General features: G+C 33.8%; 15 protein-coding genes. 8 read left to right on the plus strand and 7 right to left on the minus strand.

Translation table 11 applies throughout. The features are described 5' to 3' along the window. Positions 1-104: 104 nt before the first annotated feature. From HYN86_RS05180 to HYN86_RS05200, 5 genes are all read right to left on the minus strand, one after another. Positions 105-2,003 (minus strand): amidophosphoribosyltransferase, encoded by a 1,899-nt coding sequence (locus tag HYN86_RS05180; protein WP_113677082.1) that lies wholly within the window; start codon positions 2,001-2,003, stop codon positions 105-107. A gap of 79 nt (positions 2,004-2,082) precedes the next feature. After that, on the minus strand, positions 2,083-3,006 hold the full coding sequence (locus HYN86_RS05185; protein ID WP_035646428.1) for a PfkB family carbohydrate kinase: 924 nt from the start codon (positions 3,004-3,006) through the stop codon (positions 2,083-2,085). A gap of 288 nt (positions 3,007-3,294) precedes the next feature. Beyond that, positions 3,295-4,197, minus strand: coding sequence for an alpha/beta hydrolase family protein (locus HYN86_RS05190; protein ID WP_113677083.1), 903 nt, complete (start codon positions 4,195-4,197; stop codon positions 3,295-3,297). Between the two features lie 2 nt (positions 4,198-4,199). Then, positions 4,200-4,574: a hypothetical protein gene (locus HYN86_RS05195; protein ID WP_230406431.1), complete on the minus strand. Its 375-nt coding sequence runs from the start codon at positions 4,572-4,574 to the stop codon at positions 4,200-4,202. Positions 4,575-4,578: 4 nt separating this feature from the next. After that, entirely contained in the window at positions 4,579-5,166 is a 588-nt protein-coding gene (locus HYN86_RS05200; protein WP_113677085.1) for an RNA polymerase sigma factor, read from the minus strand. Between the two features lie 274 nt (positions 5,167-5,440). Here HYN86_RS05200 and HYN86_RS05205 point away from each other — a divergent pair, with 274 nt between their 5' ends. After that, positions 5,441-5,785 carry a DUF6249 domain-containing protein gene (locus tag HYN86_RS05205; RefSeq protein WP_394336088.1) on the plus strand — a complete coding sequence of 115 codons (345 nt, stop codon included), beginning with the start codon at positions 5,441-5,443 and terminating at the stop codon, positions 5,783-5,785. Positions 5,786-5,836: 51 nt separating this feature from the next. Here HYN86_RS05205 and rnhA read toward each other — a convergent pair whose 3' ends face one another. Then, positions 5,837-6,313, minus strand: a complete 477-nt coding sequence (rnhA, locus tag HYN86_RS05210) for a ribonuclease HI (RefSeq protein ID WP_113677086.1) — start codon at positions 6,311-6,313, stop codon at positions 5,837-5,839. A gap of 67 nt (positions 6,314-6,380) precedes the next feature. After that, positions 6,381-6,959: a phosphoribosylglycinamide formyltransferase gene (gene purN, locus HYN86_RS05215; RefSeq protein ID WP_113677087.1), complete on the minus strand. Its 579-nt coding sequence runs from the start codon at positions 6,957-6,959 to the stop codon at positions 6,381-6,383. 175 nt (positions 6,960-7,134) lie between these two features. On the opposite strand from purN, the gene HYN86_RS05220 reads away from it, so the two are divergent. The 7 genes from HYN86_RS05220 to HYN86_RS05250 all read left to right on the plus strand — a co-directional run bounded on the left by HYN86_RS05220 (position 7,135) and on the right by HYN86_RS05250 (position 14,804). After that, positions 7,135-7,371 carry an acyl carrier protein gene (locus HYN86_RS05220; RefSeq protein ID WP_007137004.1) on the plus strand — a complete coding sequence of 79 codons (237 nt, stop codon included), beginning with the start codon at positions 7,135-7,137 and terminating at the stop codon, positions 7,369-7,371. 238 nt (positions 7,372-7,609) lie between these two features. Next, the gene (fabF, locus tag HYN86_RS05225) at positions 7,610-8,863 is read left to right on the plus strand and encodes a beta-ketoacyl-ACP synthase II (RefSeq protein ID WP_113677088.1); all 1,254 of its coding nucleotides are present in this window, start codon (positions 7,610-7,612) and stop codon (positions 8,861-8,863) included. 9 nt (positions 8,864-8,872) lie between these two features. After that, a complete protein-coding gene (gene rnc, locus HYN86_RS05230; RefSeq protein ID WP_113677089.1) occupies positions 8,873-9,613 on the plus strand; it encodes a ribonuclease III in 741 nt (246 codons plus the stop codon). A gap of 125 nt (positions 9,614-9,738) precedes the next feature. Next, positions 9,739-10,227 (plus strand): IPExxxVDY family protein, encoded by a 489-nt coding sequence (locus HYN86_RS05235; RefSeq protein ID WP_095953773.1) that lies wholly within the window; start codon positions 9,739-9,741, stop codon positions 10,225-10,227. A 5-nt stretch (positions 10,228-10,232) separates the two neighbouring features. After that, positions 10,233-11,666, plus strand: coding sequence for a pyruvate kinase (gene pyk / locus HYN86_RS05240; RefSeq protein ID WP_113677090.1), 1,434 nt, complete (start codon positions 10,233-10,235; stop codon positions 11,664-11,666). Between the two features lie 375 nt (positions 11,667-12,041). Continuing rightward, complete coding sequence (locus tag HYN86_RS05245; protein WP_113677091.1) at positions 12,042-13,712, plus strand: arylsulfatase; 1,671 nt, start codon at positions 12,042-12,044, stop codon at positions 13,710-13,712. A 72-nt stretch (positions 13,713-13,784) separates the two neighbouring features. Then, positions 13,785-14,804, plus strand: a complete 1,020-nt coding sequence (locus tag HYN86_RS05250; RefSeq protein WP_113677092.1) for an HAD family hydrolase — start codon at positions 13,785-13,787, stop codon at positions 14,802-14,804. Positions 14,805-14,841 lie beyond the last annotated feature (37 nt).

Below are 14,841 nucleotides of genomic sequence, written 5' to 3' on the forward strand. Positions count from 1 at the left end.
TGGTCTCTCAAAAGTATTGTAGCTTTTCAATTTCACCAAACAAACAGGATGAACGGCAAAAAAAACCGATGAAATGCACTATTTAACCTTTTGTTAATACTTTTTTAATAAGCTCGCGCGTCTTTTCCTTCATAAAAATTCATAAATGCACGGTTTACAACACGGTTTCCGCCTGGGGTAGGATAGTCACCTGTAAAATACCAGTCTCCTAAATTTTTAGGGCAGGCAATATGTAAATCTTCTACTTTTTGAAAAATGATTTTTACCTCTGCATTAATTTCTGGCGAACTTAACATTTCAGCAATTTTATCTGAAATCTCTTCTGGAGTAAATTGATCATAAATTGCAGTTACATAATTTACTACATCTTTATCGTCAAAGTTTTCTTGTGCTTTACATTTAGCGTAAACTTCGTCAACAATATGATATAAGTTTCTTTCTTTTAATAAAGTCAATGCAGCTCTAAAAGCAACAAGGCCTTCCAGTTTTGCCATATCAATTCCGTAACAATCTGGATAACGAATTTGCGGTGCAGATGAAACAATAACAATACGCTTTGGTTTCAAGCGATCCATCATCTTAATAATACTCATTTTAAGAGTTGTACCACGAACGATACTGTCGTCAATGATAACTAAGTTGTCTTCTAGTTTAATTACGCCGTAAGTAACGTCGTAAACGTGTGCAACTAAATCATCACGGCTGCTGTCTTCGGTAATAAAGGTTCTAAGTTTAGCATCTTTAATGGCAACTTTTTCTGTACGTATTTTTACAGCTAAAAGTTCCTGAAGCGTTTCTGCAGTCAGCGTATTTCTGTTTTCTAAAATATAATTGTTTTTTCTTTGGTTTAAGAAATCCTGAGCAGCTTCAACCAAACCATAAAATGAAGTTTCTGCTGTGTTTGGAATGTATGAGAAAACTGTATTATCTGTATCGCTGTCGATAGCTTTAAGAACTGCAGGTAAAATTAATTTTCCTAAATTTTTACGTTCTTGATAAATTTCAGCATCACTTCCTCTTGAGAAATAAATTCTTTCAAACGAACAAGCTTTTTTAACGGTAGGTTCCAAGATTTGATTCATAGAAACTTTACCGCTTTTCTTAATGATTAAAGCGTTTCCTGGTTCGATTTCCTGAACACTTTCAAAAGGTACATTAAACACAGTTTGAATAACTGGTCTTTCAGAAGCTACAACAACTACTTCGTCATCTTGATAAAAATAAGCTGGACGAATTCCTGCTGGATCTCTAAAAACAAATGCATCACCATGACCTAGTAAACCAGCCATTGCGTAACCTCCATCTAAATTTTTAGCCGAACGAGCTAATATTTTAGCAATATCCAAACGCTCAGCAATTACTGGAGAAGCTTCTCTTTTAGAATAGCCTTCTGTTTTACAATCTTGGTACAATTGCATTACTTCCTTATCTAAGAAATGACCAATTTTTTCCATTACCGTAACCGTATCCGCCATTTCTTTTGGATGCTGTCCAAGTTCAACTAGGTTTTCGAAAAGTTCTTTAACATTTGTCATGTTGAAGTTTCCTGCCAAAATCAAATTACGGTGCATCCAGTTGCTTTGACGTAAAAATGGGTGAACGCTTTCGATGCTGTTTTTTCCAAAAGTTCCGTAACGAACGTGTCCTAAAAACAATTCGCCAACATAAGGAATTTGTGATTTTATTTTATTGATGTCGTCACCAATTTCAGGCTGTGCTTTTAATTCTTCGCTGATTCTCTCATTGATTTGTTTAAAAACATCTTGTATCGGCTGTGCATGATTAGAACGAACTCTGCTGATGTAGCGTTGTCCAGGTTCAACATCCAATTTAATGCTTGCAAAACCAGCACCGTCTTGTCCACGGTTGTGCTGTTTTTCCATCATTAAATACATTTTCTGAATTCCGTAGAAAGCAGTTCCGTATTTTTCTTTATAATATTCAAGCGGTTTAAGAAGTCTAACTAAGGCTATACCACATTCGTGTTTTAAAGCGTCGCTCATTGTTTTTTGTATTTGTGTTGTTGTAAGTTGTGTGTATTAACGTAATAAAAAAGCCCCGTTTTATCGAGGCTTTTGCGCATTATATTTCTATGTCAAACTGAGTTAACGACTTAAATTGCTGTAATCGAATCGCTACTTCTGCTTTACTTAATGTTTCCATCCTTTCAGTTCCAAATTTCTCTACGCAGAACGAAGCTAAATTTGAACCGTAAATAATTGCATTTTTCATATTGCCAAACGAAATGTTTTCGCTTTGCGCAATAAATCCTGAGAAACCACCTGCGAAAGTGTCTCCAGCTCCAGTTGGATCAAAAACTTCTTCTAATGGTAAAGCAGGCGCAAAGAATACTTCTCTATTATGGAATAAAAGTGCTCCGTGTTCTCCTTTTTTGATCACCACGTATTTTGGTCCCATGTCTTGGATTTTGGCAGCCGCTTTTACTAATGAATATTCACCAGAAAGTTGTCTTGCTTCTTCATCATTGATTGTAATAACATCTACACGTTTAATAACGTCTAATAATTCAGGAAGAGCGCAGTCCATCCAAAAGTTCATTGTATCTAATACAACTAATTTTGGTTTTTTCTCCATTTGATCTAAAACACTGCTTTGTACTAAAGGATGTAAGTTTCCTAGCATCACAACATCAGCATCTTTATAGTTTTGAGGAACTTTTGGCTGAAAATCAGCTAAAACGTTTAGCTCAGTAACCAATGTATCTCTAGAGTTTAAATCGTTATGATACAATCCGCTCCAAAAAAACGTTTTACCGCCTTTTACAATTTCGATACCAGAGATATCAATATTTTTTGAAGTTAATAAATCTAAATGTTCTTGAGGAAAATCGTCGCCAACTACAGAAACTATGGCCGATTGCAAGTTAAAAAAGGATGCTGATAAACCAATATACGTTGCAGCACCACCTAATATTTTATCTGTTTTTCCGAAAGGAGTTTCAATCGCGTCGAAAGCAACTGTTCCAACAATCAATAATTTATTCATTTTATGAATTTCGAATTAGGGTGCAAAGATACTTTATAAGTTACAATATTGCAACGGTTTAGGTTCTCAAAATTTTCTTAAAAAAATAATATCGATTGCGGATGTAATTATAGTGTAAATGAATGAATTATATTTTGTTTTGTGGAGTGCTTAAAATATGTTTTCTGGATTTAAATTGCAAGTTTTATTTTTGGAAAAAAAGCAACATTTTATCTTAGCTTTCTGAATGAAGATGATTTTCTTTTTCAAGTTAAAACAATAATATTTTTTTGCATATGATTGCTTTATTTATTTTATACTTTTAATCCAATTGATGGCATCCTTCATAGGTTCTTCAGAGTCAGAAAATGCGGTATTGTGCCCTAAGTTTGGAAATAATTTATATTCGTAATGTTTTCCTTTAGATTTTAGTACATCAAGATATTCGATTGATAGCTTTACGGGAACTTGAATATCTTTACCGCCAAAAATCCAGATTCCTGGAATCGATAATTTAGCTAGAATGTCTTTGGGATCTGTATCAATAAACTCATATTTATCAGGGTCATTGAATACATGTTTTCTTGCCTCTTCTTCTGAGTGCGTATCCCAAAAATTATTGTCTCCATTTGTAAAAAATTGGAACCTCAATTGTTCTTTAACCGTTATAAGGGCTCCGCTAAATATTGTCATAAATTTAACTTTGTTATTTTTCTCTGCGGTCAATGGAATTATCCATCCAGCTTGGCTGCCTCCTATTAAACCTATTGGTATTTTATCATTTGATAAATATTTAGACAAACTATTTACGGCAGCACTGGCATCTAAAGACAAAAGATTTAGATTGGAGAAATCAACATTGTTAGTTCCTACTTCAGGTCCGGCATATACACCGCCTGATTCTCCGACTCCGCGTTTGTCATACGTTAAAACTGCAATTCCATCATTAGCTAGAGTTGCAGCAAAGTTTATCATTCTTTTTTCTTGTCCAGATCCATGAATAATCACAACGGCTGCCTGTGTTTTTTTAGGTGTAAAAATAGTACCAGAGAGTGAAATTCCTTCACTAACAAATTTTATTTCCTTCTTAGTAAAGGCTGGCTGGATTGCTGATGCATAATCAGTAACAAAAAACAACAACAATAAAAGAGAATAGCTGCATGTTTTTTTTGCTCTTAAAAAGTGTTTGAAAACTAACTTTTCTTTTTTCATTTTTATAGTTGATATTTCTTATCAAAATAATTCTTTAAAACGCCAACCTGAATCAAAATCATAAAAGGAACAATTAAAACAGCATACATTATATTTTTGGAGAAATGAATTCCCGAAAACGCAGTTGTAATTTTGTCTGTATAGACTTTTCCAATTTCCAAATTGTTTTCTGAAACTGAAAAGAAAGATAAATAAATTACCAACGCAACTATGGCAGTTCCAATGAAAATCCAAACGGGTTTAGAAATCAAAGGCTTGTATGCTTTAAGTTTTCTTTGTTCTAAAACCAGAACTTCACTCATTATTTTGGAAGTAAAATCTATAGATGGTGACTGCAGTTTTTCCTCAGCCATCATTTTATCAATAAGTTGTTCCATATTTTTATCGCTCTCTTTCATAACATTCTATTATTTCTGGTTCTAACTGCTGTCTCAAAATTACGGCTAATTTTTGTCTGCTTCTAAATAATTTTACTTTCGCATTGTTTGCCGATATATTCATTATTTTTCCGATTTCTTCCAAATTCTGATCATCAAAATAAAATAAAGTCAAAAGGAAATTTTCGTCACTTGGTAATAAATTTAAACATTTTTGAATCGTCTGCTTTCGTTCTTTTTCTTCTAAAGCGCTCAAAGCATTGTCCATTGTTTTAATTAAATGCGAAGAAAAATCATCTATAGAAATATTTAAATCGTCTTTTTTACTTTTCTTCAATCTGTCGAGGCAGGTATTGTAAGCAATTTTATAAATCCATGTCGAAAATTTAGAATCCCCTTTAAATTTAGAAAGAGAACTATAGATCTTGATAAAAGTATCTTGTGCAACTTCTTCTGCCTCTTCTCGGTTTTTAACCATTTTGAGTGCCAAGGTAAAGATCATATCCTTATAACGATCTACAAGAACGGCAAAAGCATTGGTGTCGCCTTGCAGAACTTTGTCGATATAATGTTGATCATTTATTGTACTCATATTATATAGGACGACAGTTTATTTGTTTAGGTTACAAGAATTTTAAAAAATAAATTTCAATTTTTAAACTCCAAATTCCAATTGGCTTTCTGAACTTGGTCAAAGTTTTAAACTTTGACCAAGTTTGTACCGTGAAAATACATTCAAAATTAACTGATTATCAGTGTATTTTGGGATTTGGGATTTAAAAATTGAAAATTTTTGCCAAAACTTGTAACCTGAATTTGAAAACCTTCGTCATATGGAGTATCAATCAATTAAAAACGTAAATATTATGGACAAAATTTTTATTCCAATCAGCTTTTTCTTAATGATCTTCGGGATCGTTTATTTAATTTATTCAACTAGAAACAGGGAACGTTTGGCACTTATAGAAAAAGGTGTCGATGCCAGCATCTTTATGCAGGGAAAAGGAAACGGAGTACCAGCCTGGAAAATCTTTGTGGTAAATCTGGCATTCTTATTAATAGGCAGCGGAGTGGGAATTTTTATTGCCTTATTAATTACCACTTATACTTCTTTGAATGACGGGGCAGTTTATCCTTCAATTATTTTCATAATGGCAGGTATCGGACTTTTAACTGGATTTAAAACAGCAAAAGATTTAGATAAAGAATAAGTAAGAGTTTAAGTTAGTATAAAAAACGCATCAATAGTTGATGCGTTTTTTTTATTCTTTAGATCCTATAGTTTCGTAGTAAACATCTACAGAAAGTTTGGGCTGCATAGATGCCATTACGGCAAGTTCATCGCAGCGTTCGTTTTGCGGGTGATTGTTGTGGCCTTTTATCCATTTAAAGTCAACTTGATGTTTTCTATACACAATTAAAAAGCGTTTCCATAAATCAGGATTTTTTCTGCCGGCAAATTTCTTTTTTTCCCAGCCTATAACCCATTTTTTTTCTACAGAATCAACGACATATTTAGAATCAGAAATTACAAGGACTTTCATATTTGGCTTTTTCAGTTTTTCTAAACCGACAATTACAGCCAAAAGTTCCATTCTATTATTAGTAGTAAGCCGAAAACCTTCGTAAAATTCTTTTTTGTGCGGTGTTCCAACCAATTCCATGACTACGCCGTAACCTCCGTTTCCAGGATTTCCTTTTGCTGCGCCATCTGTATATATATGTACTTCGTGAGTCATTTATTTAGAGTGTAGATTTTAGATTTTAGATTGCAGATTTCTGCGAACTAAAATTGGAATTTGGAATTTAAATTTTGGAATTTGAATCTTCCAGAATTTTATGGATAATCTCAGGAAAATGTGTTTGTTCCAGCTCATGAATCTTTTCTGCAACAGTTTCCGGCGTGTCTTCGTCTGTTAAAGCTACATTGGCTTGGAAAATAATACCGCCTTCGTCATAATTTTCATTTACATAATGAATAGAAATTCCGGTTTCTTTTTCTTTATTATTTACTATAGCCCTGTGAATGTGCATTCCGTACATACCTTTTCCGCCATATTTAGGTAAAAGTGCAGGATGGATATTTATTATTTTATTTGGATATTGTTCGATTATGTTTTCTGGAAATTTCAATAAGAAACCAGCCAATACGATCAAATCCGGGTCGATTTTTTGTATTTTTTGTAATACATTTCGCTCTAAAAGTTCGTTTTTTGAGAAGATTTCGACTGGAATTTGATGATTTTTTGCTCTGTCAATAACTTTTGCCGAGGCATTATTTGTAAAAATCGAAACCACCTTTGCAATTTCAATGTTCGAAAAATATTTTATAATGTTCTCTGCGTTAGTTCCTGATCCTGAGGCAAAAACGATAATTTTTTTCATAATAGAATTTATTTTGAGAATGCAAAAAACGGAATAAAAAACGAAAATAAATAGCTTTAAAAGACCTTTCTTGAAATTAATTTTATAAATTAGTGTCACATTTATAAACTAAATAGTTGTTTTAAAATAAAGTTTTTTATTTTTGCCAACAAATTAAATTCTAAAATTAAAGATTATGTCAGACATTGCATCAAGAGTAAAAGCGATTATCGTAGACAAATTAGGTGTTGACGAAAACGAAGTTGTAACAGAAGCAAGCTTCACTAATGATTTAGGAGCTGACTCATTAGACACTGTTGAGCTTATTATGGAATTCGAAAAAGAATTTGATATTCAAATTCCAGACGATCAAGCAGAAAACATTGCTACTGTTGGTCAAGCTATTTCTTATATCGAAGAAGCTAAAAAATAATAATACCACACCCGATTTCTAAAAATACCCAATTTTTGAAATTCCAAATTCCGATTGGATTTTGATTTTTGATTTTTGAAATTTTTAAGAGTCGGGTGTTATTATTTTTTTTAAATTTTAAAGTTCGATTGATTTTCAATCAAAAAGATATATTTATATTGTAATTCCCATGGCTCTTAAGTAACAATACGTTAAGAAAGCGTGGGTTTTATTTGTTTAAAGTACAAAACACATATTTATGGCATTAAGGCGAGTTGTTGTAACAGGATTAGGTGCACTTACTCCTATCGGGAATAATATCCAGGAATACTGGGATGCACTTGTGAATGGGGTTAGCGGAGCGGCTCCTATAACATATTATGATACAGAAAAGCATAAAACGAAATTTGCCTGCGAAGTAAAAAACTTCAATATTGAAGACTACATGGATCGCAAGGAATCTCGTCGATTAGATAAATTTGCACAATACGCAATTGCTGCCAGCGATGAAGCTATTAAAGATGCTGGAATTACCAATGATAATGTAAACAAACAAAGAGTTGGTGTTATCTGGGGAGCAGGAATTGGAGGTTTAGAAACTTTCCAAGACGAAGTAATGTATTATGCTAAAGGTGATGGAACTCCAAAGTTCAATCCGTTTTTTATCCCTAAAATGATTGCCGATATCGCTCCAGCGCATATTTCTATGCGTAATGGCTATATGGGACCAAATTATACTACGGTTTCTGCTTGTGCATCTTCTGCAAATGCATTAATCGACGCTTTCAACTACATTCGTTTAGGAATGTGTGATGTTATTGTTTCTGGTGGTTCTGAAGCAGCAGTTACAATTGCAGGTATGGGAGGTTTTAGTTCTATGCACGCTTTATCTACAAGAAATGAAAGCCCGGAAACAGCTTCAAGACCTTTTGATGCAACCAGAGATGGTTTCGTTTTAGGTGAAGGAGCAGGAGCTTTGGTTCTTGAAGACTACGAACATGCTAAAGCTAGAGGTGCAAAAATCTATTGTGAAATTGGCGGAGGCGGAATGTCGTCTGATGCTTATCACTTAACTGCACCACATCCAGAAGGAATTGGAGTAATTGCCGTAATGGAAAATACTTTGAGAGACGCTGGAATGACTCCTGAACAAGTTGATCACATCAATACTCACGGAACTTCAACTCCATTAGGAGACGTTGCTGAGTTAAAAGCGATCAGCAAAGTTTTTGGAGAACATGCTAAAAACATCAACATTAATTCAACAAAATCAATGACAGGACATTTACTTGGTGCTGCCGGAGCTATTGAGGCAATTGCTTCTATTTTGGCTATGCAGCATGGAATTGTTCCTCCAACGATTAACCATACAGTTGTTGACGAAAATATTGATCCATCATTAAACCTTACTTTAAACAAACCTCAAAAAAGAGAGGTTAATGTTGCTATGAGTAATACATTTGGTTTTGGTGGACACAATGCTTGTGTATTGTTTAAAAAATTAGCTGACTAATTTCTGTATATGAATATTATCAAAAAAATATTTTCTAAATCCCGTTCTCTAGAAGACGGGATTTTTTTTGACACTATTCAGAAAATTCTTGGTTTTCAGCCTTCTAGCATCGATTTTTATAAGAGAGCTTTTACGCATCGTTCCTCTAATAAGCTAGATCCAAATGGGCATCCTATTAATTATGAACGCTTAGAATTTTTAGGAGATGCCATGTTAAGCGCTGTAATAGCCGCACATTTATTTAACAAAGCGCCAAATGGCGATGAAGGTTATTTGACCAAAATGCGCTCAAAAATTGTGAGCCGCGAGCATTTGAATGAATTAGGTAAAGATTTGAATTTAGTACAGTTCGTAGAAAGTAAAGTGCCTATTCAGCATTTTGGAGAAAACATTCACGGTAATATTTTTGAATCTCTTATTGGAGCAATTTATTTAGATAAAGGCTATTCTTTTTGTGAAAAATTCATAGAGAAAAGAGTAGTAACTCCTTATGTCGATATTGCTCGATTAGAAGGAAAAGTTATAAGTTATAAAAGTCTTGTTATTGAGTGGTGTCAAAAGGAAAAAAGAGTTTTTCATTATGATATTTTTGAAGATAACGGCATAGACGGGCAGCGTTTATTTGGTGTTAAACTTAGTATTGACGACAAAGTAGTTGCAAGAGCGAGAGCAACTTCAAAAAAGAAAGCCGAAGAGAAAGCATCTCAAAGAGCTTACTTTGCGTTTCAAGAAAAAATTGACAAGAAATAGCTGCAAAAATGTTGTAAGTATCACAATGCTATAACGTTTTCGTTTATAATTTAACAAAACAACCATGTCATAACTGTTGAAGCTCCGTTTAGAAATAGTATATTTACAACTTGATTTTTCAAGACATGGCTATTCATAGATTGGATTTAGACGAATTTGACGAAATTGATTATTATTTAATGGCAATTCATACTTCATTAGAAGATTATCGATTAGCCTATTTTATCAATAAAATCCTTCCGATAAACTTAAGTAAGAGCAAAAACGAGATCCATGCTCAGACTAAGGAAGGTGAAGCAAATTTTTCCAGATTCTATTATTATGATGAAGAAAAAGCTGTTTCCTGGAATTTAATTCAGAATAAAAATGAAATCATTTCTGTGAGTACAAATGATTTTCAGAATTTGTTTTCTAATGAAACAAGTGAGGTTTCTACAACAATTCATTTACTTCCTGAATTTAAAAAAGTCGATTTTTTCCTGAAAATAGACAATAGCGAAGAGGCGCTTAATTTTTCAGAAATTCAACAAAAATTAAATACCATAGAAAGTATTGCGGCTATTTATGCTGTTGATACAGATAAAATAAAATCAAAAAACAATCTAATTTTTTAAAAAAAATGTTAACAAACAAGAAAACCAAAATTGTTGCTACACTTGGCCCGGCTTGTAGTACAAGAGAGATCATCAAAGATATGATCGATGCAGGGGTTAATGTGTTTAGAATCAATTTTTCGCATGCAGATTACGAAGGAGTAAAAGAAAAGATTAATATTATTAGAGGCCTTAACGAAGAGTTTGGTTACACTACAGCAATCTTAGGAGATTTGCAAGGACCAAAACTTAGAGTAGGTGTAATGGAAGAAGGTACTGTGGTACATGATGGTGATGAAATCACTTTTACAACTGCAGAGGATATTATTGGAACATCGAAAAAAGCGTTCATGAAATATCAAAATTTTCCAAATGATGTTAACGTTGGAGAGCGTATCTTGCTTGACGATGGTAAACTTATTTTCGAAATTGTTTCTACAGATAAAAAAAGTGAGGTTGTTGCTAGAGTTATCCAAGGTGGAGAATTAAAATCTAAAAAAGGAGTTAATCTTCCAAATACAAAGATTTCTTTACCAGCTTTAACTGAAAAAGATATTGCTGATGCGATTTTTGCAATCGAGCAAAGAGTAGACTGGATCGCACTTTCATTCGTGAAAACACCTCGCGATTTACAAGACTTACAAGAGCTAATCGCTAAGCATTCAGAAGTAAAAATTCCAATTATTGCTAAAATCGAAATGCCGGAAGCTCTTGAGAACATGGATAAGATCGTAGCATATTGCGATGGTTTAATGGTTGCACGTGGAGATTTAGGAGTTGAACTTCCTGCTCACGAAGTTCCATTGGTTCAAAAAGATTTGATCCGCAGAGCAAAAACGGCTAGAATTCCTGTTATCGTTGCTACACAAATGATGGAGACAATGATTACAAGTTTAACACCAACAAGAGCAGAAGTAAATGACGTTGCTAACTCAGTAATGGACGGAGCAGATGCTGTAATGTTGTCTGGAGAAACTGCTACAGGAAATTATCCAGTACAGGTAATTCAGAGAATGGCTCAAATTTGTGAGGCTGTTGAGAATTCACCATTAATTCAAGTTCCACAAAATACACCGCAGATTAAAACAAAACGTTTTGTAACTAAAACAGTTTGCCACCAAGCAGCTTTATTAGCAAATGAAATTCAAGCTAAAGCAATTTGTACTTTAACAAACAGCGGTTATACAGCTTTCCAAATTTCAGCTTGGAGACCAGCTTCAGCTCATATTTTAGTATTTACTTCAAACAGAAGAATCCTAACACAATTGAATTTATTATGGGGAGTTAAATCTTTCTACTATGATAATGAAGAAAGTACAGATGATACTGTAACAGATGTAAATCAAATTGCAGTTGAAAAAGGTTATGCTCAAAAAGGAGATTATTTAATTAACCTTGCTGCAATGCCAATTAAAGACAAAGGAATGGTTAACACTATGAGAGTTTCTGAAATAGAATAATTATTCTGCACTATAATACTCAAAAAAGCCGCTTACTTCTGTAAGCGGCTTTTTTGTTTTAAATTTTTAATGTCTTTCTACAGTTTTATTTTGAAAAATGAAACCAGATGTTGCAAATTCTCCATTTATCTTGTTTCATTTTATAAAATGAAACAAGCTCTTGCCAAATAAATACAATTATTCGCTCATTTATTAGCTAATTTTGAGAAGCTTAAAAAAAAGTTAAAAAAATATTTCAAGTTTTTTAATAAATCTTCCAAGCCATATCAAAAATATACTCCCATTAATAAGTTTTTTGAAAGCAGCATTTTACCCATTTTCTTTTGGATTTACAACTCATATAAATAACAAGATCATTAACGAATTTTTTTTATCATGAAACAGAGTAAACTTAAAAATGCCATAATGCTTCTTGCATTAGTATGCTTCGCGATTGTTCAGGTGAAAGCTCAAGATAGTAAAAAACCAAATATTCTGGTGCTATGGGGTGATGATATAGGGACAACTAATATTAGTGCCTATAGTGATGGAGTTATGGGATATACCACCCCCAATATTGATCGTTTAGCGAATGAAGGAATGCGATTCTTGCATTATTATGGAGAACAGAGCTGTACTGCTGGCCGTGCAGCATTTTTAACAGGACAGCATGGTCTGAGAACTGGACTGACAAAAGTTGGTTTTCCTGGTGCACCAATGGGAATGAGTCAGTTAGATCCTTCTGTTGGAGGAATCATGAAAAGCCTTGGATATGTAACAGGTCAGTTTGGCAAAAATCATGTGGGAGATCGTAATGAGAGTTTACCAACAGTTAATGGTTTTGATGAATTTTTTGGAAATCTATACCACCTAAATGCAGAAGAGGAGCCAGAATTGCCAGATTATCCAAAAGATCCAGAATATCTGAAAAAATTTGGACCTAGAGGAGTACTAAAATGTACTGCAACAAATGTTGATGATGGAACTACAGATCCTCGTTTTGGAAGAGTTGGAAAACAAAGAATCGAAGATACTGGACCTCTAACTAAAAAAAGAATGGAAACCGTAGATGACGAAACATCAGCAGCAGCCATCGATTTCATTAAAAGACAAAATGCGGCAGGAAAACCATTTTTTTGCTGGTTCAATGCCACTCGTATGCACCTTCGTACGCATGTTAGAGCAGAACATAGAGGAAGATATACACACGGCGACAGCGAATATATCGATGGTATGATAGAGCATGATGAAACAATTGGAACTATTTTGAAAGCACTAGACGATTTAGGAATTGCTGACAATACCATTGTGGTGTATTCTACAGATAATGGTCCGCATATGAATTCATGGCCAGATGGTGCAATGACACCTTACCGTTCAGAAAAAAATACCAACTGGGAAGGAGCTTTCCGCGTACCATGTATAGTAAGATGGCCAGGACATATAAAAGCAGGAACTGTAACTAATGAAATAATGAGCCATAACGACTGGATTCCCACATTTGCATCGATTGCAGGTGAGCCAGATATAGTAAATAAACTTTTAAAAGGATACTCTGCAAATGGAAAAACATATAAAGTGCATTTAGATGGTTTTGATCAAAGTAAATTTTTAGAAGGCAAAACACCAAAGAGTGCCAGAGATAAATTCTTTTACACAGATGATGATGGACTTTTGGTTGGGTTGAGAGAAGGAGATTATAAATATGTTTTTGCCGAACAAAGGTTAGGAGGAACATTAGGAGTGTGGGCAGAACCTTTCACCAAACTGCGTTTGCAAAAGATATTTAATTTATATCAAGATCCTTTTGAAAGAGCAGATATAACTTCAAATACTTTTTGGGATTATCAGTTGAATCATGTGCAACTAATGTATGGTGCAATTCAAGATGTTGTTGTATTTGCAGAAACATTTAAAGAATATCCTCCAAGATCAATTCCACCAAGTTTCTCTGCTTACACAATTATGGAAGAAGCGATGAAAGATATTAAAGCACAAAAATATATTGAGAAAAACGTTCTTCCTAAATTAAAAGAGGATGAAGCAAAACCAGCAAAGAAAAAATAATAAAATTATTTAGCAAATAAAGCTTGAGTTACCCATAACTCAAGCTTTTCAATAACTTAAATCAATATCATGATGTATAAGAAAATATATATATTGCCCTTATTTCTATTGTTGTTGGTTTCTTGTAAAAAAGCTGATACAGTTTCAACAACGACTTCTACTGCTTCTGATACTACAAATGTTGCCAAAAGTTCTGATCCGCTGCCAAGCTGGAATGATACTCCGCTAAAGAAAGAAATTATCGATTATGTTACTAAAGTAACCAAGGAAGGAAGTCCAGATTTTATTCCTCTAGAAAACAGAATTGCCACTTTTGATAACGACGGAACGCTATGGGCTGAAAAACCTTATGTTCAAGAACTATTTGCTTTTTACCGTGTAAAAAAAATGGTGGAAGCCAATCCTTCTTTAGCACAAAAACAGCCATTTAAAGCAGTTGTAGAAAAAGACAAATCTTTTTTTGAAAAAGGAGGCGATAAAGCACTTATAGAATTAGTTGCTGCAACTCATACCGGCATGACCGAAGATGAGTTTGAAGCATCTGCTAAAGAGTTCTTTATGGGAGCCAAATATCCTGGTAAAAATGTATCTATAAAACAAATTAGATACCAGCCTCAGTTAGAACTGCTGAATTATCTCCGTGCAAACGGTTTCAAAACCTTTATTGTTACGGGCGGAACTGTTGAATTGATTCGTGCCATTTCGGAAGATTTTTACGGAATTCCGAAAGACCAGGTGGTAGGAACTTCCTTCAAATACAAATTTGATGATGCGAAGAATAGCATCGTTAGAGAACCTGCTTTGGATCAATTTAATGATAAAGAAGGAAAACCAGTTGGCATCCAATTGCATATTGGACAAAGACCTGTTTTTGCCTGTGGAAACGAAGGCGGCGCTGGCGATCTTGCCATGCTGCGATATTCTCAGGGAAGTAAATATCCTTCCTTTCAAATGATTGTAAACCACAATGATTCTATCAGAGAATATAATTACCAAGAGAAAGACAATTTATCGCTAAGTACTGCTGCTAAATATAAGTATCACGTAATAAGTATGAAAGACGACTGGAAAAAGATATTTCCAGATCAATAATTTGAATTAGTGAGAAGTAAAAATGAAACAGCTTTTA

Origin of the sequence: Flavobacterium fluviale, assembly GCF_003312915.1 — a bacterium.
Lineage (GTDB): Bacteria > Bacteroidota > Bacteroidia > Flavobacteriales > Flavobacteriaceae > Flavobacterium > Flavobacterium fluviale.